Annotated in this window: 21 protein-coding genes; 13 read left to right on the top strand and 8 right to left on the bottom strand. The window is 61.6% G+C overall.

Features of this window, described 5'->3' with window-relative positions; translation table 11 throughout:
* The first annotated feature begins 1 nt into the window (after nt 1).
* Together C2L66_RS12610 and C2L66_RS12605 are read left to right on the top strand one after the other, a co-directional pair.
* A complete protein-coding gene (locus tag C2L66_RS12610) occupies nt 2-955 on the top strand; it encodes a carbohydrate ABC transporter permease (RefSeq protein WP_054928804.1) in 954 nt (317 codons plus the stop codon).
* A 12-nt stretch (nt 956-967) separates the two neighbouring features.
* Nucleotides 968-1819 (top strand): carbohydrate ABC transporter permease, encoded by an 852-nt coding sequence (locus C2L66_RS12605; protein ID WP_036003115.1) that lies wholly within the window; start codon nt 968-970, stop codon nt 1817-1819.
* Nucleotides 1820-2693: 874 nt separating this feature from the next.
* On the opposite strand, the gene C2L66_RS12600 is transcribed toward C2L66_RS12605, so the two are convergent.
* Nucleotides 2694-3005 (bottom strand): hypothetical protein, encoded by a 312-nt coding sequence (locus C2L66_RS12600; RefSeq protein ID WP_060599793.1) that lies wholly within the window; start codon nt 3003-3005, stop codon nt 2694-2696.
* A gap of 168 nt (nt 3006-3173) precedes the next feature.
* A complete protein-coding gene (locus tag C2L66_RS12595; RefSeq protein WP_054928800.1) occupies nt 3174-3764 on the bottom strand; it encodes a TetR/AcrR family transcriptional regulator in 591 nt (196 codons plus the stop codon).
* Nucleotides 3765-3915: 151 nt separating this feature from the next.
* On the opposite strand from C2L66_RS12595, the gene C2L66_RS12590 reads away from it, so the two are divergent.
* Nucleotides 3916-4689 (top strand): SDR family oxidoreductase, encoded by a 774-nt coding sequence (locus C2L66_RS12590; RefSeq protein WP_054928799.1) that lies wholly within the window; start codon nt 3916-3918, stop codon nt 4687-4689.
* 98 nt (nt 4690-4787) lie between these two features.
* On the opposite strand, the gene C2L66_RS12585 is transcribed toward C2L66_RS12590, so the two are convergent.
* The 3 genes from C2L66_RS12585 to C2L66_RS12575 all read right to left on the bottom strand — a co-directional run bounded on the left by C2L66_RS12585 (nt 4788) and on the right by C2L66_RS12575 (nt 8148).
* Nucleotides 4788-5492 (bottom strand): PepSY-associated TM helix domain-containing protein, encoded by a 705-nt coding sequence (locus C2L66_RS12585; RefSeq protein WP_060602490.1) that lies wholly within the window; start codon nt 5490-5492, stop codon nt 4788-4790.
* Nucleotides 5493-5819: 327 nt separating this feature from the next.
* Nucleotides 5820-6911, bottom strand: a complete 1092-nt coding sequence (locus C2L66_RS12580) for an aldose epimerase family protein (RefSeq protein WP_060599795.1) — start codon at nt 6909-6911, stop codon at nt 5820-5822.
* Nucleotides 6912-6942: 31 nt separating this feature from the next.
* A complete protein-coding gene (locus C2L66_RS12575; protein ID WP_082670311.1) occupies nt 6943-8148 on the bottom strand; it encodes a XylR family transcriptional regulator in 1206 nt (401 codons plus the stop codon).
* Nucleotides 8149-9078: 930 nt separating this feature from the next.
* On the opposite strand from C2L66_RS12575, the gene xylA reads away from it, so the two are divergent.
* The 7 genes from xylA to C2L66_RS12540 all read left to right on the top strand — a co-directional run bounded on the left by xylA (nt 9079) and on the right by C2L66_RS12540 (nt 18720).
* The gene (gene xylA / locus C2L66_RS12570) at nt 9079-10404 is read left to right on the top strand and encodes a xylose isomerase (protein WP_060602491.1); all 1326 of its coding nucleotides are present in this window, start codon (nt 9079-9081) and stop codon (nt 10402-10404) included.
* A 211-nt stretch (nt 10405-10615) separates the two neighbouring features.
* Nucleotides 10616-11644, top strand: a complete 1029-nt coding sequence (gene xylF / locus C2L66_RS12565) for a D-xylose ABC transporter substrate-binding protein (protein WP_060599798.1) — start codon at nt 10616-10618, stop codon at nt 11642-11644.
* A 74-nt stretch (nt 11645-11718) separates the two neighbouring features.
* Complete coding sequence (xylG, locus tag C2L66_RS12560; protein ID WP_060599800.1) at nt 11719-13296, top strand: D-xylose ABC transporter ATP-binding protein; 1578 nt, start codon at nt 11719-11721, stop codon at nt 13294-13296.
* On the top strand, nt 13293-14489 hold the full coding sequence (locus tag C2L66_RS12555) for a sugar ABC transporter permease (RefSeq protein WP_054928787.1): 1197 nt from the start codon (nt 13293-13295) through the stop codon (nt 14487-14489). Before xylG ends, C2L66_RS12555 begins: the two co-directional genes overlap by 4 nt.
* Before the next feature lie 451 nt (nt 14490-14940).
* Nucleotides 14941-15690, top strand: coding sequence for a methyl-accepting chemotaxis protein (locus tag C2L66_RS12550; RefSeq protein ID WP_060602500.1), 750 nt, complete (start codon nt 14941-14943; stop codon nt 15688-15690).
* Nucleotides 15691-15743: 53 nt separating this feature from the next.
* Nucleotides 15744-17141, top strand: a complete 1398-nt coding sequence (locus C2L66_RS12545) for an MFS transporter (RefSeq protein WP_060599802.1) — start codon at nt 15744-15746, stop codon at nt 17139-17141.
* A 436-nt stretch (nt 17142-17577) separates the two neighbouring features.
* Nucleotides 17578-18720, top strand: coding sequence for a hypothetical protein (locus tag C2L66_RS12540; RefSeq protein ID WP_233444916.1), 1143 nt, complete (start codon nt 17578-17580; stop codon nt 18718-18720).
* A 93-nt stretch (nt 18721-18813) separates the two neighbouring features.
* On the opposite strand, the gene C2L66_RS12535 is transcribed toward C2L66_RS12540, so the two are convergent.
* Nucleotides 18814-19023 (bottom strand): hypothetical protein, encoded by a 210-nt coding sequence (locus C2L66_RS12535; protein ID WP_233444915.1) that lies wholly within the window; start codon nt 19021-19023, stop codon nt 18814-18816.
* A gap of 723 nt (nt 19024-19746) precedes the next feature.
* On the opposite strand from C2L66_RS12535, the gene C2L66_RS12530 reads away from it, so the two are divergent.
* Nucleotides 19747-20037 (top strand): co-chaperone GroES, encoded by a 291-nt coding sequence (locus C2L66_RS12530; protein WP_036003158.1) that lies wholly within the window; start codon nt 19747-19749, stop codon nt 20035-20037.
* 43 nt (nt 20038-20080) lie between these two features.
* Nucleotides 20081-21721, top strand: coding sequence for a chaperonin GroEL (gene groL, locus C2L66_RS12525; protein WP_036003161.1), 1641 nt, complete (start codon nt 20081-20083; stop codon nt 21719-21721).
* Nucleotides 21722-21854: 133 nt separating this feature from the next.
* On the opposite strand, the gene cysC is transcribed toward groL, so the two are convergent.
* Together cysC and C2L66_RS12515 are read right to left on the bottom strand one after the other, a co-directional pair.
* Nucleotides 21855-22454, bottom strand: coding sequence for an adenylyl-sulfate kinase (gene cysC / locus C2L66_RS12520; RefSeq protein ID WP_060602503.1), 600 nt, complete (start codon nt 22452-22454; stop codon nt 21855-21857).
* Nucleotides 22455-22815: 361 nt separating this feature from the next.
* The gene (locus C2L66_RS12515) at nt 22816-23676 is read right to left on the bottom strand and encodes a hydroxymethylpyrimidine/phosphomethylpyrimidine kinase (RefSeq protein ID WP_036003164.1); all 861 of its coding nucleotides are present in this window, start codon (nt 23674-23676) and stop codon (nt 22816-22818) included.
* A gap of 262 nt (nt 23677-23938) precedes the next feature.
* Here C2L66_RS12515 and C2L66_RS12510 point away from each other — a divergent pair, with 262 nt between their 5' ends.
* Nucleotides 23939-24109, top strand: a complete 171-nt coding sequence (locus C2L66_RS12510; RefSeq protein ID WP_004186709.1) for a rubredoxin — start codon at nt 23939-23941, stop codon at nt 24107-24109.
* The last annotated feature ends 92 nt before the right edge of the window (nt 24110-24201 follow it).

Below are 24201 nucleotides of genomic sequence, written 5' to 3'. Positions count from 1 at the left end.
CGTGTCGCACTCCGTTACACGTCAGGACATCAACGGCACGCCGCCGTCGCAGCCGCAGGCGTCGCCATCGCCCAGAGCCGCGGGCAAGAAGCGTGGCCCGTCGCCCACCGCGCGGCGCCAGCGCAAGGCCGCGCTGCTGTTTCTCGCGCCCGCGTGCTTCATGGTCGCGGTGTATGTAGTCTGGCCGATCCTGTCGTCGATCTGGCTCAGCTTCTACAACTGGGATGGCATGACCGACAAGGTCTTCGTCGGGTTCGCGAACTACATCGAGCTGTTTCAGGCGCCGACTTTCTACACTGCGCTGAAGAACAACCTCATCTGGCTCGTGCTGTTCCTGCTCGCGCCGCCGATGGGGCTTGCCGTCGCGCTCTATCTGAACCAGGCGGTGGCGGGCATACGGGTCGTGAAGTCGTTGTTCTTTGCGCCGTTCGTGTTGTCGGGCGTCGTGGTCGGGTTGATCTTCTCGTGGTTCTACGATCCGACCTTTGGCCTCTTTGCCGTGATACTCGGCCACGGCGTGCCCGTGCTCGGCGACGCGCACTATGCGACGTTCGGCATCATCTTCGCCGCGCTATGGCCGCAGACCGCATATTGCATGATTCTTTATCTGACGGGTCTGACATCGCTGAACAGCGAGCAGATCGAAGCCGCGCGCATGGAAGGTGCGAAGGGCTGGTCGATGCTGTGGCACGTGGTGCTGCCGCAATTGCGGCCTGTCACGTTCATGGCGATCGTCGTTACGGTGATTGGCGCGCTGCGCAGTTTCGACCTGATTTCGGTGATGACGGGCGGCGGGCCATTCGAGAGTTCGACCGTGCTTGCCTATTACATGTACGACCAGGCGATCAAGTACTACCGCATTGGCTATTCGGCATCGATTGCCGTGGTGTTGTTCGCGATCATGCTCGTGTACATCGTTTATCACCTGCGCCGCATGCTGCGCAACGAACAGTAAGGAGCGGACGATATGTACCCGATGCCCGTTGCCAAGTGGAAGCCGTTAAACCGGCAGTTGTACAAGCTGACGTTGCCGATTGCGCTTTTGATCTGGCTACTGCCGATGATCGCCGTGCTCGTCACGTCGGTGCGCTCGACGGAAGAACTGAGCGAAGGGAATTACTGGGGTTGGCCGAAGCACATCGCGCTCATCGATAACTATCGCGAAGCGCTCACTACATCGCCGATGCTGCATTACTTCTGGAACAGCGTGCTGATCACGGTGCCTGCCGTAGTCGGATCGATCGCGCTCGCGGCGATGGCGGGTTTTGCGTTGGCTATCTACAAGTTTCGTGGCAACACGACGCTCTTTGCGACTTTCGTTGCGGGCAACTTCGTGCCGATCCAGATTCTGATGATTCCCGTGCGCGATCTGTCGTTGAGCCTCGGGATCTTCAATACGCTTGGCGCGCTGATTCTTTTTCATGTGTCGTTTCAGACGGGTTTTTGCGCGCTCTTTTTGCGCAACTTCATCAAGCAGTTGCCGTATGAACTGGTTGAAGCGGCGCGTATCGAAGGGGCGGGCGAGTGGACGGTGTTCTTTCGCATCGTGCTGCCGTTGATTCGTCCTGCGCTGGCCGCGCTGGCTATTCTTGTTTTCACTTTTGTGTGGAACGATTATTTCTGGGCGTTGTGTCTCACGCAGGGCGATGACGCAGCGCCGATTACGGTTGGGGTCGCGGCGCTTAAAGGGCAGTGGACGACGGCGTGGAATCTCGTTTCGGCCGGCTCTATTCTCGCGGCACTGCCTTCCGTCGCAATGTTCTTTGCGATGCAGAAGCATTTTGTTGCGGGGCTGACTTTTGGTGCTACCAAAGGGTGATGCTTTTTTGCTGTTGTCTCCTCGTAGAAGGTTGCCCGCGAAAGCGGGCTTTTTTTCTTGTGGTTTTTTTTCTGGTTTACGTGGTGCGCCTTCGTACTTCGAGTTTCTTCGTTCGGTGTTTGGGTTTTTCGCTGGCATCCGCGACTCGTTAGCTCGCTTCACGCGTCGCCCCTGTGCGGGGCGGCACCTACTTTTCTTTGCCGCCGCAAAGAAAAGTAGGCAAAAGAAAGCGGCTCACACCGCCAATTCTTGACGTTTGCCCACGGGCCCTCAACGTCCCCATCCTTCACACACCAGCGCCTTGGTTGGTGCCCGTTGCCAACGCTTCGAACAAACGCCTCACCCGCTTCAATTACCCGTACAAAGGCCAACGGCAGCGAATGGTATGGGCCGCCCAGGTGGCAAACTGTGTGTAGGTTGTCGCGTCGTATAGGGTGGCGCTCTTACCGGGTGGGAGGCGTGCGCTATCGGTCCGGAGTGGTGCGCGTATGGCGCGAAAGCCTACACACAGTTTGCCACCTGGGCGGTAGTGGACTGTCTGGCATGGCGTGCCGTGACGCGGGTATATGAAGCGGGTGAGGCGTAAAGAGAGGGCGTTGGCAACGCACGTGAAGAAGTGCGTTATTGTGTGAAGTGTGGGGCCGTTGGGGGCCCGTGGGCAAACGTCAAGAATTGGCGGTGTGAGCCGCTTTCTTTTGCCTACTTTTCTTTGCGGCGGCAAAGAAAAGTAGGTGCCGCCCCGCACAGGGGCGACGCGTGAAGCGAGCTAACGAGTCGCGGATGCCAGCGAAAGCAAAGTCAAATCACGGATGCCCGCGAAAACGCAAATCGCGGATCCCAGCGCAAAGCCCACCCCACCAACAACATCAAACCACTATTGCCCCACCGTAACAGCGTTACGAACCCCTGCAAGCGGCGACCCATAGCCGCCCGACTGGGCGTTATTAGGCGCGCCCGTAACGAGTTGCGCACGCGGATCGGTGGGGTTCAGATTCATTTCGCCCGCCTGCTGGTTGCCGTGCGTCGGATATTCGCTGCCGCGCGGCGCGTTGGGCATCAGGCGCGTGCTGTTGACGGGCGCGTTCACGTCGTCGTAAGTGGAAAGCCCCTGCGCATTCGATAACGCGGCGCCGACAGACAGCGCGAGAGCGGTAGTCAACCGAAGCGAAACAGTGATCTTGCGCACGATGCACTCCTTACTCGAAGAATGGCGCGTCCGTCATGACTTGACGAACTACCACGCGGTCCTCTTTATTCCCTTTTAACTATTGGACATCGCACTCGCGAGTTCAAGGCGTGACGCGCATGGATAACCGCTTGCGTCGCGCTTTTGTAGCAGTTCTTCGCCCGCGGCTCAGGCTTTCTCCCCCGCCATATCACCAACCGCGCGCCGCGCCGCGCGCAGAATGTCGTTCGCGAGCCCCGGCTGCGCCTTCAACACCGCGCGCGACGCCGCGATCGCGCCAATCAGCGTCGATGAAATCGCAATCGCCTTCTCGCGCAGGTCGCCCTTCACCTTGCGCGCGCGCAGGTGCTTTTCGAACACGGCCGCCATCAGTTCAAAGCCCTCGCTGTAGCGCGCGCTGATGGTCTCGTCCTGTCGGCCGATCTCGCTCGCCGCCGCCGCCATCGCGCAGCCGTTCGCAATGTCGTCACGCTTTTCTTCCGACAAATAACTATCGAGCAGTTCGCTCAGGCTCGGCGCGCGGCCATCGGACGTTCGGGTCATGCGCTCGTGGCCGAGTTGCAGACCGTGCGCAAGCGCTTCCGCCGCGAGCGCCTCCTTCGACGGGAAGTGCGCGTAGAGCGCGCCGTGCGTAAGCCCCGCCGCCTTGCCAATCTCGGCGACACCGACGCCGTCGATGCCGTGCTCCCGGAACAGCCGCGCCGCCGTTTCGACAAGGGCCGCGCGGTTTTGCGCCGCCTTTTCCTTGCTGACTTTCATCGCTGATCCACCTTCCGCAACAAACCGGTGAGAAAAACCGCTTGACACTTATTGATTGCGGTCACTATCATTAATTTAAGATTGCAGTTGCAATTATAAAGCAGCTGCGGGCGGATGTCCGCCCCCAACCTCACTCCATGGAGAAACGCAGATGTCATTCGCAAACAAAACGGCACTCATCACGGGCGGCAACGGCGGCATCGGATTCGCGGCGGCGCGCATCCTGATCGCGCAAGGCGCACGCGTGGCGATCACGGGCCGCGACCAGAAGAAGCTCGACGAAGCGGCGGCCGAGCTGGGCCCGAACGCGCTCCCGATCCGCGCCGACCTCGACGATCCCGCGGTCATCGACGACGTGATGAAAGTGATCGCCGACAAGTTCGGCAAGCTCGATATCGTGTTCGCGAACGCGGGCGTGAGCGGTGCGACGCCTGTCGGCAGCACCACGGCTCAGAAGTTCGAAGCGATCATGCGCACCAACGTGACGGCCGTGTTCCTTACCGTGCAGGCAGCCGTGCCGCTGATGGGCGAGGGCGGTTCGATCGTGCTGAACGGCTCGGTGATGCGTCAGCTGGGCGCGCCGGGATCGTCGGCGTATTCGGCATCGAAGGCGGCGATCTCTGGCATGGCGCGCGTGCTCGCTTCCGAACTCGTCACGCGCGGTATCCGCGTGAATACGGTCATTCCCGGCGGCACGCGCACGTCGATCTGGACGCGCGGCGACCGTGAAGGCGCAACGCTCGACGCGACGGAAACGGCGCTCTCCCCGATGATCCCGATGGGCCGTTTCGCGCTGGCCGAAGAAGTGGCGCAGGCGGCTGTGTTCCTCGCATCGGATGCGGCGTCGGGGATGACAGCGGCCGAGATCGTCGTCGACGGCGGCAATACGGGTGCGCCGATGGGCGCGCCGGCTTTCCGCCGCTAATTCCGCCGCTAAAGATGTTGCGGCTTTAAAGGCCGCAAAGAAAAAGGGCGATGCACAGCGGTGCTTCGCCCTTTGTCGTATTCGACGAACGCGGCGCGTCAGAACATCCCGGCTACGATAGCCGCGACGATCGACCCGAGCACAAGCACCGCACCGATCGTGCGACGTTTGTTCAACTGCGTCCACAGCAGCACGCCCGTGAGCGACAGCAATATCACGCCGCCCGCGAACGTGTCGATCACCAGCACCCAGCCGACGCTCAGGCCAACGCCTTTGTGCAGGTTCGTCAGCGCTGCGAGGAACGTGTTGGCGCTGCGCTTGACGCTCACATAGTCATTGCCGACCCAGTACTCTGCCTGCGTATTTTCGCCAGGCGACGCAAAGCTCACCTGCCAGTGTTCCGGCTGAACAGCCTTGCGATCGCCCCACGCGACGGGATGCGACGGCTCTTTCTGCATGCGGCCCAGCTTGCCTTGCACTTTCAGCTCCTGCTTGAGCCACCTGGCGAGATCGCGCGGCGATTCGGGTGCGGGCTGCGGCAGCTTCACCTGCAGCGACTCGACCTGCGGTTCGCCCGTCGATACGCGCAGCGGACCGCCGCGATGGTTCAGCAAAAAGCCGCTCGTGCCCATCAGCAGACCGAGCGCCGCGCCCCACAGGCCGACCCAGCTGTGCACCTTGCGCAGCCAGCGGATGAACGTGATGCGGCGCGATCCGGCGGGCGGCGCGCCATTGCCGGCGCTTTTGCCTGGTCCATTGAAGCGCGCGGCGGAATCGATTGCAACGGTTTCGGGTGTGTTCACAGGTCGCTCCAGGGGCAAGACAGCGTAGGGTTGCAGCTGACCGCAACCGTCGTCGAAATGGCTCACGCACGCGTCGAGCCGTCGATGCCGGCGACGCGCGTGATGCTTCGTGACGGAATGACCATCGGCTGGGGGATGCGATGGCGTGGGCTGGCTGGCCGCTTTGCCCCTGGACGGAGCGCCGCAGTGGGCTGGCTTTGAGATCAGAAAAGGCTGCCTATGATTTCACGGCGTAATGAATGCCGCAATCATCGGGGGCGAATTACAACAGCGGCAATGTTTCGACAGATTACGTAAGGAATATGGAAGCTATACCGCTGGGCGTGCTCAACGCACGCCGAGCCGGTAGACGGTGGTATGGCGATAACGTTCGCCAGGTCGCAGCACGACCTGTTCGGCGTCCGGCATGTTGATCTGATTCGGAAACGCGCCTGTTTCGAGGCACAGTGCCGCGTGCTTGCCGTATGTCTTGCCGTTGCGTCCCGCGACCTCCGCGAGAAAGTTGCCCGTATAGAACTGCATGCCCTTCGCGTCGGTCGACACGGTCAGCTGGCGGCCGCTGCCGGGATCGTAGAGCGTCGCTGCCGTGCGTAGCGCAGCGCTGCCGTCGCGCAGCACGTAGCAATGATCGAAGCCGCCTGCGCGCGCGAGTTGCGCATCCGGCCAGTCGAGGCGCGCGCCAATCGGTGCGCCCGCGCGAAAGTCGAACACGCTGCCTGCCACATCTTTTCGTTCGATGGGGATCATCGCGTCGTCGACGGCGAAAAATGCGTCGGCATCGATCGCGATCACATGGCCGCGAATATCGGGCGCATCGGCGAGCGCGTCGCCCGACAGATTGAAGTACGCGTGATTGGTGAGGCTGATGGGCGTGGGCGCATCGGCGGTGGCGTCGTAGTCGATCGTTAGCGCGCCGTCGTCGTCGAGCGCATAGCGTACGGTTGCCGTGACCGCGCCGGGAAAACCTGCATCGCCTTCGGGCGATTCGTGCGACAGCAGCAGTGCGCCGTCCACTTCGCGCGCCTGCCACAGCGCCTTGTGAAATCCGTTGATACCGCCGTGCAGCAGGTTGTTGCCGTCGTTGCGGTCGAGCTGATAGACGACGCCGTCCAGCGTGAAGCGCGCTTGCGCAATACGGTTCGCCCAGCGGCCGATGGTCGAGCCGAAGAACCAGCGGCTCGCCAGATACTCCGCGGGCGTGCTGTGGCCAAGCAGGACATCGGCGACGCGGCCCGCGCGGTCGGGCGCATGCCACGAGACGAGTGTCGCGCCGAGATCGCTGACGGTGGCGCGCATGCCGTGCGCGTTGCGCAGCGTGAACAGACGAATGTCGCCGAGACCGGGCAACGTGCCCCAGCGATCGACCTGGACGCTGGATGAGAGAGAGGTGTCGGTGCTGTGCATGTCGGCGAAATTCATATCGGTCGCGGATCGAACCAGATTAAGGCATTTATGCGGATGGCGCATTGTGAGTCGATTGCGCGGCGGCTTGCATGCGTTCCTGATACTCGCGCGGTGTGCAGTCGAGTTCGCGCCGGAACACGGCATACATGTACTGCAACGACGTGAAGCCGCAGCGTATCGCGACTTCCGCGCTCGACATGTCCTGCTGCGCGAGCAGTTGCTTGGCGACATCGAGCTTGTGCTTGAGGATTTCCTGGTGCACGGTGCAGCCGAGTTCGCGCCGGAAATAGTCTTCTAGCGACGAACGCGACACGCCCACGTAATCGGCGACCTGTTCTGTCTTGATGCCCTGGCAGGCGTATTGCCGGATGTAGTGACGCGCCCGCATTACGTAGGGACTTGCGAGCGGCTCGTGCCTGGTCGATTCGCATACGTTGATGCCGACGGGGGGCACGAGTATGCGACGGCCTGCGAAGCGTGCGCCGCCTAGCATCTGATGCAGAAGGTGTGCGGCTGTGCGCCCCATTTCCTCGGTGCCCTGAATGACGGATGAAAGCGGAATGCGGGTGAGCGAGCGCGTGAGCGGATCGTTGTCGATGCCGATGATCGCGACCTGTTCGGGCACGGCGATGCCGCTGATCAGGCAAGCCTGTAGTACCTGGCGCGCGCGGGCGTCTGTTACTGCGATGATGCCGACGGGCTTGGGCAGGCTTTGCAGCCATTGGGTGAGTTGCTCGCTGGCCTGGTGCCAGACGGGGGCGCTGGTCGGCAGGCCGCGATGCACGTCGCCTTCCATGCCATCTGCTTTCAGCAGCGTGTTGAAGGCGAGTTCGCGTTCTTGCGCCCAGCGGTTGGTTGGGGATTCGGGCAGGCTGTAGAGGGCGAAGCGCTGCAGTCCGGCGCCGATCAGATGTTTGAACGCCAGCGACATGAGTTGCATGTTGTCGGTCGCTATGTAGGGGAGATTCGGCGGGTACTTCGATGCGTCTTCGTATGAGCCGCCTACGGCGACCACAGGCAAGGGGGAATCGGCGAGCGCTTCGCAGACAGCTGGGTCATCGAAATCGGCGATGAAGCCGTCGCCTTCGAAGCGTTCTATGCCGTTCAGGCGTGCGCGGAAGTCTTCCTCGAGGAAGAGGTCCCAGGCGACGCGCGTTGAAAGCAGGTAGTTGCCGATGCCTGTGATGATCTCGCGGTCGTAGACTTTGTTTGCATTGAAGAGTAATGCGATTCGATGTGTTGTGGGGGGCATTTGCTCTCCGTGCGGTGAAGGTTTGCGGGCGTCCGCGATTTGGTTTTGCTTTCGCTGGCATCCGCGTTACGTTAGCGTGCTTCATGCGTCGCCCCTGTGCGGGGCGGCACCTACTTTTCTTTGCCGCCGCAAAGAAAAGTAGGCAAAAGAAAGCGGCTCATACCGCCAGCCCATGTTCTTGTCCACGGGCCCCCAACGTCCCCATCCTTCACGCGGCAATGCACCTGTTCACGTGCGTTGCCAACGCTCTCTCCGTACGCCTCACCCACTCCATATTCCCCCGTCACAGCACGCCGTACCAGACAGTCTCCCGCCGCCCAGGTGGCAAACTGTGTGTAGGCTTTCTCACCATACACGCACCACTCCGGACTGAAAAGCAGGGGCGGTGTCTCTTGCAAGAACAGCGAGTTTTGCGGTGCGACAACCTACACACAGTTTGCCACCTGGGCGGCCCATACCGTTCGCTGTCGCTTGCCCGGGTACGGGTATTCGAAGCGGGTGATGCGTTCATTCGAAGCGTTTGCAACGGGCATGAATAAGCAAGTTGCCGTGTGAAGCATAAGAACCTGTGGGGGCCCTCAGGCAAGAACAATTGCTGGCGGTGTGAGCCGCTTTCTTTTGCCTACTTTTCTTTGCGGCGGCAAAGAAAAGTAGGTGCCGCCCCGCACAGGGGCGACGCCTGAAGCACGCTAACAATTCGCGGATGCCAGTGAAAACCCTGGCAAACCAAACCAAAACCAAAAACCAAACCAGACCCAAACCCATCGCGCCAATTCTAGGCCCCCCCACCCCGTGGCGCCAGCCACTACCAAGAATCACCACTCCCGCTGGCGAATTTCGCAATTGCCGCGAAAACGAGCACGCGTCAGCATGACGTCACATCAAGCCAGCAGCACTGGCATTCAATGGAAAACACAAAAGGAGACGCGCATGCCTTACTTCGAACATTTGCCCGCCGTCCGCTACGAGGGTCCGCACACGGACAACCCGTTCGCCTATCGCCATTACGACAAGGACAAACTGGTGCTCGGCAAGCGCATGGAAGACCATCTGCGTCTGGCCGTCTGCTACTGGCATACGTTCGTGTGGCCCGGCGCAGACATGTTCGGACCAGGCACATTCGAGCGTCCATGGCATCGCTCGGGCGATCCGCTAGAAATGGCACATGCCAAGGCCGATAACGCGTTCGAACTGTTCCAGAAACTCGGCACCCCGTTCTACACGTTCCATGACGCCGACGTAGCCCCCGAAGGCGACAGCATCAAAAGCTACGTGAACAACTTCAAGACAATGACGGACGTGCTCGCGCGTAAGCAGGAGCAAACGGGCGTCAAGCTGCTGTGGGGCACCGCAAACCTTTTCTCGCATCCACGCTACGCAGCGGGCGCAGCCACCAATCCGAACCCGGATGTGTTCGCCTTCGCCGCAACCCAGGTACTCAACGCGCTCGAAGCAACCCAGCGCCTGAACGGCGAGAACTACGTGCTGTGGGGCGGCCGCGAAGGCTACGAAACCCTGCTCAACACCGACCTGAAACGCGAGCGCGAGCAACTCGGCCGCTTCATGAGCATGGTCGTCGAGCACAAACACAAACTGGGCTTCAAGGGCGCGCTGCTGATCGAGCCGAAACCGCAAGAACCGACCAAGCATCAATACGACTACGACGTCGCGACAGTCCACGGCTTTCTCACGCAATTCGGCTTGCAGGACGAAATCCGCGTGAACATCGAAGCCAATCACGCGACGCTCGCCGGTCATTCGTTTCACCACGAAATCGCCAATGCATTCGCGCTCGGCGTCTTCGGCAGCATCGACGCGAATCGCGGCGACGCGCAAAACGGCTGGGATACAGACCAGTTCCCAAATAGTGTGGAAGAACTCACGCTCGCGTTCTACGAGATCCTCCGCAACGGCGGCTTTGAGACGGGCGGCATGAATTTCGATGCCAAGGTCCGCCGCCAGAGTATCGATCCCGAAGACCTGGTGCACGGCCATATCGGTGCTATCGACGTGATCGCCGTCGCGCTGGAGCGTGCCGCTCATCTCGTCGAGAACGACCGCCTGGGCGCGTTCAAGCAGCAACGCTATGCGGGCTGGGACAGCGATTTCGGCCGTAAGGTGCTGGCGGGCGGCTATTCGCTCGAATCGCTGGCAAGCGATGCGGTGCAGCGAAACATCGCGCCGCGTCATGTCAGCGGACAGCAAGAGCGTCTGGAGAACATCGTCAATCAGGCAATCTACTCATCCGCCAAATAGGCAAAGCAAAGGCACGAAAAAACGTTAGCAGCGCCGGTAGATTTCGCAATTGCTCCGCCGGCGCGCACGGCACACGCTGTCGTGCGAACAAAAATGGGGCAGCTTCCAAAATTGACGCTGCGAACAGGTATTCGCAGCGCACCCTGAGGTTAAGACGGCGGTTCGACTCTCTCGCATTCGAAACTGCACGCAACCCTAAATGGAGTGAGACATGAAATCTGCAATGCGTCGTTCCGTATTGAGTTCCCTCGTTTGCGCCGCAATGGCCGCCGGCCTGACGATGGTTGCCCCGCTCGCACATGCGAGCAAGGACAAGCCCGAAATCGGCTTCTGTATCGACGACCTGCGCGTCGAGCGCTGGTCGCGCGATCGCGACTATTTCGTCGCCGCAGCGACCAAGCTCGGCGCGAAAGTCTCCGTGCAATCCGCAGACGCGAGCGAAGCTCGGCAAATCTCGCAGATCGAGAACCTGATCTCGCGCGGCGTCGACGTAATCGTGATCGTGCCGTTCAATTCGAAGACCCTGGGCAATGTCGTCGCCGAAGCGCACAAGGCCGGCATCAAGGTCGTGTCGTATGACCGGCTGATTCTCGATGCCGACGTCGATGCCTATATCTCGTTCGACAACGAGAAGGTTGGTGAACTTCAGGCGCAAGGCGTATTTAACGCGCAGCCCAAAGGCAACTACTTCCTGCTCGGCGGCGCGCCGACCGACAACAACGCGAAGATGCTGCGCGAAGGGCAGTTGAAGGTGCTCAAGCCCGCCATCGATCGCGGCGACGTGAAGATCGTCGGCCAGCAGTGGGTCCCCGAATGGAGCGCGGCGACCGCGCTGCGCATCACGGAAGACGCACTGACCGCGAACAACAACAAGATCGATGCGATCGTCGCGTCGAACGACGGCACGGCAGGCGGCGCGATCCAGGCACTCGCCGCACAGAAGATGGCAGGCAAGGTGCCCGTGTCCGGCCAGGATGCGGACCTTGCGGCTGTGAAGCGCGTGATCGCAGGCACGCAGACCATGACCGTCTACAAGCCGCTGAAGCTGATCGCAGGCGAAGCGGCCAAGCTCGCCGTCGATCTCGCGAAGGGCGACAAGCCCGCATACAACGCGAAGTACGACAACGGCAAGAAGCAGGTCGATACCGTGCTGCTGCAACCCACGCTGCTCACCAAGAGCAACGTCGATGTCGTGATCAAGGACGGCTTCTATACGCAGGCGCAACTGGCTGGCAACTGATAGCGGGCACGGGCGCTTCTGATCGTTACAAACAGAAGCGCTCGCGCATCTTTCATCCATCCAGGACATCACGCATGGCACAAGCGCTTCTGGAATTGCGCGGCATCGCCAAATCGTTTGCCGGGGTGAAGGCGCTCGACGGCATCGATCTCGTCGTCGCGCCCGGCGAATGCGTCGGACTGTGCGGCGAGAACGGCGCAGGCAAATCGACGCTGATGAAGATCGTCTCCGGCGTCTATCCGCATGGCGAGTGGACCGGCGAAATCCTCTGGGACGGCAAGCCGCTCGTCGCGCAAAACATTCGCGATACCGAACGCGCAGGCATCGTCATCATTCACCAGGAACTGATGCTGGTGCCGCAATTGTCGGTGGCCGAGAACATTTTCCTCGGCAACGAAATCACGCTGCCCGGCGGCCGCATGAATTACGCGGCGATGTATCAGCGCGCCGACGAACTGCTGCGCGAACTGAATATCACCGGCATCAACGTCGCACAGCCGGTGATGAACTACGGCGGCGGGCATCAGCAACTGATCGAAATCGCCAAAGCGCTCAACAAGCAGGCGCGATTGCTGATACTCGACGAGCCCTCTTCGTCGCTGACGGCTGCGGAAACGAAGATTCTGCTCGACATCGTGCGCGATCTGAAAAAGCGCGGCGTGGCTTGCGTGTACATCTCGCACAAGCTCGATGAAGTGGAAGCGGTGTGCGACACAATTACGGTGATACGCGACGGCAAGCACGTCGGCACGCAACCGATGAAGCAACTCACTACCGATCGCATCATCGCGATGATGGTCGGACGCGAGATCACGAATCTGTTTCCGCGCGAACCGCATGAGATCGGCGACGTGATCTTCGAGGCGCGCAATGTCAGCTGCTATGACGTGACCAATACGAACCGCAAGCGTGTCGACGATGTGTCGTTCGCGTTGCGCAAGGGTGAAATACTCGGCGTCGCAGGACTGGTCGGTGCGGGACGCACGGAGTTGATGCAGGCGATTTTCTGCGCCTATCCGGGCGTGAGCGAAGCCGAAGTATGGATGGGCGGCAAGCGTCTGAAAATTCGCGCACCCGCCGATGCCATCGCGGCGGGCATCGCGATGGTGCCGGAAGACCGCAAGCGTCACGGCATCGTGCCGCAGCTGGGCGTCGGCCACAACATCACGCTCGCCGTGCTGCAACGCTTCGCGAAAGGCGGGCGCATCGATACTGCTTCCGAACTCGACACGATCAACTCGGAAATGAAGCGGCTGTCGGTGCGCGCGGCGTCGCCGATGCTGTCGATTGCGAGCCTTTCGGGCGGCAACCAGCAGAAGGCGGTGCTCACGCGCATGCTGCTCACCGATCCCTCCGTGCTGATTCTCGACGAGCCGACACGCGGCGTCGATGTCGGCGCGAAGTTCGAAATCTACAAGCTGATGTTCGCGCTCGCGAAGCGCGGCGTGTCCATCATCATGGTGTCGTCGGAATTGACGGAAGTGCTCGGCGTGAGCGATCGCGTGCTCGTGATCGGCGAAGGCGAGTTGCGCGGCGATTTTGTGAATGACGGTCTCACGCAGGAGCACATCCTCACGGCCGCCATCGCGACGAATCCGAAGCACGCGGACACGAAAGGCAAGGGCCCCACTCAACTGGCGAGCGTCGCATGACTCCTGATCTCACTTCTTCCGATAGCCACGCAAAACACGGCGCATCACTCGCATCGGGACAGCGTGTCAAACAGCTGTTCGCGCGCTACAAGCTGCTTGCGTTGCTGCTTGCCGTCGCCGTCATCTGGGTGTTCTTTTCGTTTCTCACGGAAGGCGCGTTCGTCACGCCGCGCAATCTGTCCAATCTGTTGCGGCAGATGTCGATCACGGGAATGCTCGCGTGCGGGATGGTATTCGTCATCATCTCGGGCGAGATCGATCTGTCCGTCGGATCGCTGCTCGGCCTGCTCGGCGGCGTCGCGGCGATACTCAACGTCACGCATCACTGGCCGCTCGCGGCAACGTTGCCCGTCGTGATGCTGCTTGGCGTCGCGATCGGTCTTTTCAACGGCTGGTGGTCGACGTATCTGCGTGTACCGTCGTTCATCGTCGGGTTGGGCGGCATGCTCGCGTATCGCGGCGTGCTGCTCGGCGTGACGGGCGGATCGACGATCGCGCCCGTGTCCGACGACTTCGTCTTCATCGGCCAGGGCTACTTGCCGCGCATTGCGGGCGACACGCTCGCTGTCGTGCTGTTCGTGCTGCTCGCCGCATTGACCGTGCGGCAACGGCAGAAGCGCCAGCACTACAACCTGAGCGTCGTGCCGCTGTGGCAGGACGGCGTGAAAATCGTCGCGACAGGCCTGATCCTGCTGGCGTTCGTCGCGACGCTCAACCGTTACGGCGGCATTCCCGTGCCCGTGTTGCTACTGCTCGCGCTGCTCGGCATCTTCACGTATATCGCGACGCAAACCGTGTTTGGCAGGCGCATCTATGCAGTCGGATCGAATCTCGAAGCGACGCGGCTGTCGGGCGTCAACACGAACCGCGTGAAGCTCGCGATCTTCGCGCTGATGGGGCTGATGTGCGCGTTCGGCGGCCTCATCAATACGGCGCGGTTGGCGGCGGGCTCGCCATCGGCGGGATCGATGGGGGAGCTCGATGCGATTGCGGCGTGCTTTATCGGCGGCACTTCGATGCGCGGCGGCTCGGGCACCGTGTATGGCGCGCTGATCGGCGCGCTGGTGATGGCGAGCCTCGATAACGGCATGTCGATGCTCGACGTCGACTCGTACTGGCAGATGATCGTGAAGGGCGGCATTCTCGTGCTCGCGGTGTGGATCGACGTCGTCTCCGGGTCCGACCGGCGCTAGCGCAGAGCGCACGGCTGTGGTGCGCTGCACCACGCCACAGCATCGGCGCGCTTCGTTGAGGCGCGCACAGGCGCCCTGAACAGGGCGCTTTTTCATTGGCGGGACGTAACGGCAGCAGGCACTGCGCGAACCATCCAGGAACACGCGCACCCTCGTCCAGCAAGCGATTGCGCGCTTCGCCAGCGCACCGTCAAGTCCCTTTCGACACGCATGCATCGGCCGAAAACACGCCGATGGCATACCTATTGCGTTATCCGCCACGTGGCCAATGGCGGCTGCAACGAATTCCGGTTTTTTCAGGGACGCTCGCAATGCGAGCGGACCGATGGGGCAACGGCGTCCCGAAACGCAACGTGCGAGGAGCGTTCGATCCATGCGATCGGGCGGCGCGCGTGCGCTTCGGGACGCTTTTTTTTGCGCAACCGAAAAGCGCGCATCGGCGCGATCCAGCATGACGAACGAGCAGATCACCACGCAGCGCAGTGAAGTGTCCGGACAGACGATCGGCGAACTGATCAATCTGTCGGGCCGTCAGCGCATGCTTTCGCAACGCATCGTGCTGCATGTGTTGCTTGCGTCGCATGGCGACATGAATGCGCTCGCCATCACGCGCGAATGCCTCGCGACGTTTGCGGCGACGCATCGCGTGCTCGTGAATGGCAATGATCATTTGCCCGGCGTGTTCTCGGAAGCGCTACAGCAGCTTTATTACGGCACGCGCAAGGCGGATGAGCGCGTGCAGCGCTTCATCGCGCTGACGGACGAAACGGTCGCGCGCGTCGAGGCGAATGACGAGATGGCGCGCGAGCATGTCGATGCCCTCGTCGCGCAGGCGACGCCGCTGCTCGAACTGCTGCAGGACATCACGCTTGCGTACCAGAACGAGATGCGCGGCATCGAGGCGGCAACGCAGCGCCGTCAGGCCGCGATCGCGGAACAGCTGTCGAGCATCTCGATGCAGGCAAATATCGTCGCGTTGAATGCGCGCATTTCGGCGGCGCGCGCGGGCTCGTATGGCCGCGAGTTCGCCGTCATCACGACGGTGCTCGCCGACATCATCAAGGAGATGGACACGCTGATCTACAGCGTCGTCGATCGCGACGGCGACAACCCATCGTCGCGGCGCGGCGCGCCCCGAACACCGGCGCATCACGTCGCGCAGTCTGCGCGGCCCCGCGCCACCGAACGTGCTGTCCCCTAGTTCTTAGCTCGACCTCACGCATCAGCCCTGTTTTCGTTCAATGAGAGAGACCCATGAAAAACCTGCTGAATTCGCTTGCGAGCGGTAACTGGCGCGCGCTGCTTGCGTGCTTCCTCTACTTCGATACCGGCTTCACCGTCTGGGTGATGTTCGGGCCGCTCGCGCCGTTCATTCACAAGGACATCGCGATGTCGCCCGCGGAACTGGGCTTCCTCGTCGCGGTGCCCGTGCTCGGCGCGGCAATCCTGCGCGTGACGCTCGGCAATCTCTATCAGGCTTGCGACGGACGACGCGTTGCGCTGATGGGCATCGCGCTGTCGGCGATTCCTTCCGTCGTGCTGCTGCTGATGCCGGGCACGCCGTCGTACACGCTGCTGCTGATTCTGGGCGTGTTTCTCGGTGTCGGCGGCGCGAGCTTCGCCGTTGCGCTGCCGATGGCGGGCAGCAACTATCCGCCGAAAGTGCAGGGTCTGGTGCTGGGGCTGGCGGCAGCGGGCAACATCGGTGCGGTGCTGGACGGTTTCATGTTCCCCGCGCTCGCCGATCAGTTCGGCTGGGCAAAGGCTGCGGGCGCAGCGCTGCCGCTCCTGGGTCTTGCCGCTATCGCGCTGTTCTTCTGGGCGAAGGATCTGGGACAGAAGTCGGGTAGCGGCGTGCGGGCGATGCGCAGTTTCATCGTGACGCTGGTGGGTCTCGTCGCGCTGGTGGTTGCCGTGCATGCGGGCGTGTTCGGCGCGGGCAAGACGGGCGTGCTGCTGCTGCCCGTGCTCGGCGCGCTGCTCGCGATCGCGGTGCTGCCGAAGCACTATCGCAGCGTGCTCGTCGAGGGCGATACGTGGGTGGTGATGCTGGTCTATAGCATTACGTTTGGTGGTTTCGTCGGCATGTCGTCGTATGTGACGACGCTGCTGATTTCGCTGTATCAGATGCCGCGTCTCGAAGCCGGGCTCTTCATGTCGCTGCTGGCTTGTATTGGCGCGCTCGTGCGTCCTGTCGGCGGTCTGGTCGCGGATCGTATTTCGGGTGTGCGTGCGCTGGTGATTCTGCTCGCGGCGATTTCGCTGTGCGACTTCCTGTTCGCGGCATGGATGCCGCCGATGGCGGCTGGCATTGCGTTGCTGATCGCGATGTATGTGTGCTTCGGCTTGGGCAACGGCGCGACGTTTCAACTGGTGCCGCAGCGCTGGAAGGGCAAGACGGGCTTGATGTCGGGGATCGTCGGTGCGGCGGGGGGTATCGGCGGGTTTTATCTGCCTGTGATCATGGGCATCGCGAAGGAGGGTACGGGCAGCTATCAGATGGGCTTCGCGACGTTCGGCGTGCTGGCGGCGCTGGCGTTCGGGCTCGTGGTGCTGCATCGCGCGCGGTGGCTGGAATGGGCGCTGCCGAAAGAGAGCCATGTGGTCGTCGAGCCGATTCGCGCCGGCGTGCGGGTGGATAGTGGGGTTTGATGCGTTGACCTAGTTTCTGTTCTCACCCGGTGACGCGGACGCCGATACGTCGTTCTGTTGTCGATTGATCCGGCGTCTGCGCAGCATGGCGACCTTCTGTGACGGGAAGGCCGCCATGTTTTTTTTGGGGCAGCCGTTTTTCATTTGCCGGGTGCGATGGTTCTTCTGCAAAGCGTCTTGCGCCACATAGGGCGATGAAAAGTCCCGAGCAAGATTCGTCCTCTTCTATAAGTTCGTAACGTATGTGCGATAGCTAACACCGTCGCCCGATACGACATGCGATAAAGCACTCTGTTGCGCAGTTACCGGCCCTGCGGCCGGGCTGTCCGCTTTCCCGCGAAAGCGGATGGCGAGTTCCGCTCACTCTGTGGTCTGTCTTCAGTTCGACGCCGAGTCTGCCGAAATGGCATCGCGCACAATTGGTTGGGGTTCAAGCATGTCTGCCGAAACGACGCCCGCCTTGAGATTTCCGACGCCGTGCACCACGTGTGGCGGCGTGCTGTACCAGTATGTCAACTTCTGCCCCTACTGCGGCGTGAGTCGCCCGCTCGAGGCCGACCGGCCAAAGCGTGCACAGGCGCAATTGAGGGCTGTCCCCGCGCACACTCGCCGGGCACCCGCAGTCGTCGACGACCCGACGGAATGTGCTGCGCCGAACGTCGTGTGGCAAGGGGCAGGGGAGACGGAATTTTCGCCGGACGTGGTGCCCGCGTCGCTGCCACAAGCTGTGTATCGCTGGGTCGTTACGCGGGGCGCGATACCGCTGGCAGGCCTGGTTCTGCTCGGCGTGGTCGGCTATCTGTGGCTTGGGCACGGCCATACGCGCAACACCGAGGGCGGCGAACTGTCGGCAGGCGCGGACGCTCCGAGCAGCCCGATACCTCAGTACCTGCCGCCGTCGAAAGAGAGTGTGTCTTCGACGGACGTCAACGGCCAAGCCACCGTCGACAGGATCGCGCAGCCAGTCACATCTCGCGCGCCGGGCGGCGCGCAGTCGCATCGGACGATCTCCGATGCGTTGAGCGACGCAAGGGCAGGTTTCGCGCGAAACGATCTGACGCAGGCGAAAGCAGCCGTGGCGGACGCGCTGTTGCTGGCACCCGGCAACCCTGACGCATTGCGGATGCAACGCGACGTCAAGGATCGGGAAAACCAGCGGGACGTTGCGATAGGCGTGGCGAACAGCTGCGCAAACGACAAGATATGGAGTTGTGTATTCAAACTCTCCAACCAGGCGCTGGCGATCGATGCCGGCAGCGTGGAGGCTCAGGCTCTGCTTCAGCGGGCGGTTCTTTCGACAGGATGGAAGCCGCTAGGCGATAAAGCCGCACCCGCGCCGCGCAAACCGCCGCCCGTCGTTGTCAACAGTGCGCCGACGAGACTGCCGACGGGATTGCCGACGCTTCCACCCTTGCCGCCGGGCACGCCAACGGACAGCGCCGCCCGTCCGTCAGCGAACAATGCGGCGCCCGCCGCCTGGGTGGCGCCAGCCCGCGATGGCGGCGATGCGCAGACGAGCGCCATGCACGCCCCGGACGGGGGAAGCGGTTCGCCCGTTGCGTCGGTGACCACGAAGTGAGGGCGCGGGTGAACTGCGCGGCGCGGTAGGTCTGCTCGTCGCCGCCCGGCAAGTGCGAAACGGCCGCGACGCATAGACGCGGCGCAATCAATCCTATATTTCCCAATCGAACGGCTGCGCGGTCTGACTCTCGGCCGCCAGCCGCTGTCGGCCTTCCCGCGAGATCACGACGTGACTGGACGGCTCGATCGTCATCAGATCGGCCTTTTCGACGTGCGTGCTCGCTGCGCGGCTTTGCTTTCCTTCCCGCAGATACTCCAGGAAGGGCTGAAACTGACGGACGGCATGGATGGCGTTGGTCATCATTCAACCTTTAATGGCTGTATCCGGCTGTATCCGGCTGCATCCGGTTCCATCGGGAAACGGGGTTCCGAGCCGTATCGTGACGATGTCTGGCGTTCATATGACAGCCGAAAACGGACGCCCGCCTTTCGCGCCGTTTAATTCGGATATCTACGATTTCGGGTCGATCTTATCGATTGCGGTCCGATATACCTGTGCGTCATCGCACAGTATTCGGAAGCGGGATGCGGGGCTTTTCAGACACCGGCTTGTTGGCCGATTTGCACGGTCACGTTGCTTGCATCGGCGCGCCACCGGCGAACGGGACTCGCGGCGCAAAACGCAGGTCTTGGCTTCGACGTGTGGGGACGGGATCGGGCGGTGAGAATGCGTCAGGCCCCGAACGACGGGCGCTTACGGGATTTCACCTAGACGCCGCTATCTGGAGAGGAGTGCGGCATCCCGGAGCCTTTCCCGCCGTGCTCACAAGCTACTGCATATCAGTAAGTCATTGTTTGTAATGAGTTATTTTTGTCTTGCCGACCTTTTCGAAGTCGGCGGCGAACCGCGCCGACCGACGCATGGGCGATATCATTCTGTCTTCCTCCGTCTCTTCTTGAATTTGTAATCCCTCGTCCATATAATTAGCACTCACCGCACGAGAGTGCTAACAACTCCGCTGGTTGGCGGCGCCAGCCGGCATACCTCAGCGTTCTTCAGTCCCAATCAAGAGAGGATCTATCCATGAACCTTCGTCCTTTGCATGATCGCGTGATCGTCAAGCGTCTGGATCAGGAAACCAAGACCGCGTCGGGCATCGTGATCCCCGAAGCCGCAGCAGAAAAGCCGGATCAAGGCGAAATCCTGGCAGTCGGCCCGGGCAAGCGTGACGACAAGGGCGGCCTGATCGCGCTCGACGTCAAGGTCGGCGATCGCGTTCTGTTCGGCAAGTACGCAGGCCAGACCGTCAAGGTCGACGGCAACGAACTGCTGGTGATGCGCGAAGAAGACATCATGGCCGTTGTCAACAAGTAATCACTTGTCCCGGTTCATTCTCAAGAATTCAAGGAGTTAGAAGATGGCAGCTAAAGACGTCGTGTTCGGCGATTCCGCCCGTGCCAAGATGGTTGAAGGCGTGAATATTCTCGCCAACGCAGTGAAGGTCACGCTGGGTCCGAAGGGCCGTAACGTTGTTCTCGAACGCAGCTTCGGCGGCCCGACGGTCACCAAGGACGGTGTCTCGGTCGCGAAGGAAATCGAGCTGAAGGACAAGCTCCAGAACATGGGCGCGCAAATGGTCAAGGAAGTCGCTTCCAAGACCAGCGACAACGCCGGTGACGGTACGACGACGGCAACGGTTCTGGCCCAGTCGATCGTTCGCGAAGGCATGAAGTACGTCGCATCGGGCATGAACCCGATGGACCTGAAGCGCGGTATCGACCGTGCAGTCGCAGCAGCAATCGAAGAGCTGCGCAAGATCAGCAAGCCCTGCACGACCAACAAGGAAATCGCACAGGTTGGCGCGATTTCGGCGAACAGCGACACGTCGATCGGCGATCGCATCGCTGAAGCCATGGACAAGGTCGGCAAGGAAGGCGTCATCACCGTCGAAGACGGCAAGTCGCTGCAAGACGAGCTGGACGTTGTCGAAGGCATGCAATTCGACCGCGGCTACCTGTCGCCGTACTTCATCAACAATCCGGACAAGCAAGTCGCTGTCCTCGACAACCCGTTCGTGCTGCTGCACGACAAGAAGGTGTCGAACATCCGTGATCTGCTGCCGGTTCTGGAGCAAGTCGCGAAGGCTGGCCGTCCGCTGCTGATCATCGCTGAAGACGTCGAAGGCGAAGCACTGGCTACGCTGGTCGTCAACAACATCCGCGGCATCCTGAAGACGGTGGCTGTCAAGGCTCCGGGCTTCGGCGACCGTCGCAAGGCAATGCTGGAAGACATCGCGATCCTGACGGGTGGTCAGGTCATCGCTGAAGAAACCGGCCTGACGCTCGAAAAGGCAACGCTGAACGAACTGGGTCAAGCGAAGCGTATCGAAGTGGGCAAGGAAAACACGACGATCATCGACGGCGCTGGCGAAGCAGCAAGCATCGAAGCGCGCGTGAAGCAGGTTCGCACGCAAATCGAAGAAGCGACGTCGGACTACGACCGTGAAAAGCTGCAAGAGCGCGTGGCCAAGCTGGCTGGCGGCGTTGCAGTGATCAAGGTTGGCGCAGCGACCGAAGTCGAAATGAAGGAAAAGAAGGCACGTGTCGAAGACGCACTGCACGCAACGCGCGCAGCTGTGGAAGAAGGCATCGTGGCTGGCGGCGGTGTTGCACTGATCCGTGCACGCAGCGCAATCGCTGGCGTGAAGGGCGACAACGCTGACCAGGACGCAGGTATCAAGATCGTTCTGCGCGCAATGGAAGAGCCGCTGCGCCAGATCGTCACGAACGGCGGCGAAGAAGCCAGCGTCGTGGTGGCAGCAGTTGCAGCAGGCAAGGGCAACTACGGCTACAACGCGGCAACGGGCGAGTACGGTGACCTGGTGGAAGCTGGTGTCGTCGACCCGACCAAGGTGACGCGTACGGCACTGCAGAACGCAGCTTCGGTTGCTGGCCTGCTGCTGACGACGGACGCAGCTGTCTGCGAACTGCCGAAGGAAGATGCACCGATGCCTGGCGGCATGCCCGGCGGCATGGGCGGCATGGGCATGGACATGTAATTTCCAGGTAACTGGAATGCATGTGAGAGGCGCGCCGCGAGGTGCGCTTCTCATGCCAAAAGAAAAACCCGCAGCAATGCGGGTTTTTCTTTTGGTGCTTCAGGTTTGGCTAACGGGCATGCAGGCGAAGCGTTCAGCGTTGCAGCAGAAAGTGCTGGCGCAAATGATCGAGCACGCGCGACACGCTATCCGTTTCGGTCAGCGTGGTGGTATCGATAAGCAAATCGGGGTGCGGCGGTGGTTCATACGGTGCCGACACGCCGGTGAACGAATTGATGGTTCCCGCCTGGGCCTTCGCGTACAGCCCTTTGGGATCACGCTTCGCGCAATCGTTTGCTGAAGCGGACACATAAGTCTCGACAAACCTGTCGGTTCCAATGATGCCGCGGGCCATTGCCCTGTCTTCGAACATCGGCGAGATCAACGCGGCGATCACGATCAGCCCCGCGTCGTTCATCAATTGCGCGACGTGCGCGACCCGGCGGATGTTTTCTCGCCGGTCTTCTTTCGAAAAGCTGAGATCGCTTGTCAGGCCGTGGCGGACGTTGTCGCCATCGAGCACGTAGCACGCGTGTCCCATCGACATCAGTTCGCGCTCGAGCCGGAACGCGATCGTCGATTTGCCCGCGCCCGACAAGCCCGTGAGCCACACGGTAACGGGCCTGTGCCCAAGCATCGAGGCGCGGTCGCGGCCGGTGATGGTGCCGTTGAAACGTTGTACAAAAGGCTGAATACGTTCGACGCACGCGCGGCCGTCCTGCTCGTCGCGAGCGACGCGGCCACTTGGCGCGCTGCTTTGGGTGCAGCAGGCACGCGGCTCGGAAACGGCGGCCGCAGCACTGGGAGGAAGGTCTTCCAATTCGGATTGTCCGGAGGTTCCGTCAGGGGATCGACGGTCTGCCGTTGAGGCTGCCTCGTCGACTGGCGGCGAAGAGGTCTCATCAGACAGTGGTAATAATTACAATCCGTAATTGTAGTATCTAAAAAATAAGATTGCTGTAACAGATAATTACGACTGAAATACTTGATTTGCGAATTGGCGCTTGACTGGAGTCATTCTCACGCCCCTTCGCGGCCTTGCGTGCGCCGCGGGATCAATGCCGCGCCTCACCCGGCGTCGTATCCGTCCCGCCGCCCAGCGGCACCTCGTCTTCGCTGCTTCTTGCCCAGAAGAAACGATCCGGGAGATATGCTCCCATCCCCGGCCGAAAGGCGGCCTGCATTGCCTGGAACAGATACTCCTGCGCTTCGCGGACCGCCTCGGCCGGTTCCTGGCCGTTGGCCAGCAGCGCGGCAATCGCGGCGCCGAGCGTATCGGTGATGCCCATGATCCGCTGTTGTCCACGGTCCCACATGTCCTGCCGCAACTGGCCGTCTTCGCTGAACAGCGTGTTGACGAGCCGATGTGTGCCCGTTTCCGTCGACAGGATGTATTCGCAACCTTGCGACAGCAGATGTGAGATCGCGGCGTCGAGACTCGGCGCTTCGGCATCGCCGTCCGGCTGCGCGAGCGCGAGCAGGGCGGTCGTGTCCGCGACCAGCAGCGTGGTTTGCGGCGCGAGCAGATCGGCGATGGCTTCACGCAGTTCGTCGGCGGCGAGGACATGTTCGTCGTCGAGCGTGAAGTCGGGCGCGAGGATGAGCGGGATGTCGTCGTAATCGGCGACCACCTCGGCGATCGCGCTGACCACTTCCGCCCGCGTGGCGGCGCCGACCTTGAAGGCGGCGATGGGCATGTCCTCTAGCAGCATCCTCGCCTGGGTCGCGACGGCTTCGGGGTCGAGTCCGGTGACCTCGTCGCAGCTCGCCGAGTCGCGCACCGTGTAGCCGGTCAGCACGGACACGCCGTGGCAACCCATGCTGGCAAGCGTCATCAGGTCGGCTTGCAATCCGGCGCCGCCTGTCGGGTCCGACAGGCCGAAGGTGAGAACGATCGGAGGGGTGTTGCTGGCCATGAAATTTTTGTGGTCGATGAGCGAAATGTTCGTGGGTCACAACCGGCGCACGACGCGCCCGCGCGGCCCACACAGACGGCTCAATTATGCGGCCTTATACGCGTGTAAGGCATTTTTTCGCATCCGCCGGCGGGTCCCGTCACACATAACGCCGCAAAGCGTCGCGGACCACCGCTCGGACCCCGCATCCGCTAGGCATCGAGGCGGCAACACGGTACCATCATGGCTCCCGTTTCCCCGGACTTTTCGACGCGACTCAAGAATGGAATATAAGAGCTGGATGTGCCTGATCTGCGGCTGGATTTACGACGAAGAAGCCGGTCTGCCAGAGGAAGGAATCGCGCCGGGCACGCGCTGGGAAGATGTTCCCATCAATTGGACCTGTCCCGAGTGCGGCGCGCGCAAGGAAGACTTCGAGATGGTGCAGATCTGATCGACCCGCCTTGCCGTCGGCGGGCATTCGTTGCCCGCCACGCAAGGTCGATCGATCGAAATGAATCGAATACGCGCGCGATGGAACATCGG

The organism is Paraburkholderia caribensis (assembly GCF_002902945.1).
GTDB lineage: Bacteria > Pseudomonadota > Gammaproteobacteria > Burkholderiales > Burkholderiaceae > Paraburkholderia > Paraburkholderia caribensis.
Note: the sequence above shows the minus strand (reverse complement) of the source record. Positions and strands in the feature narration are given on the sequence as shown.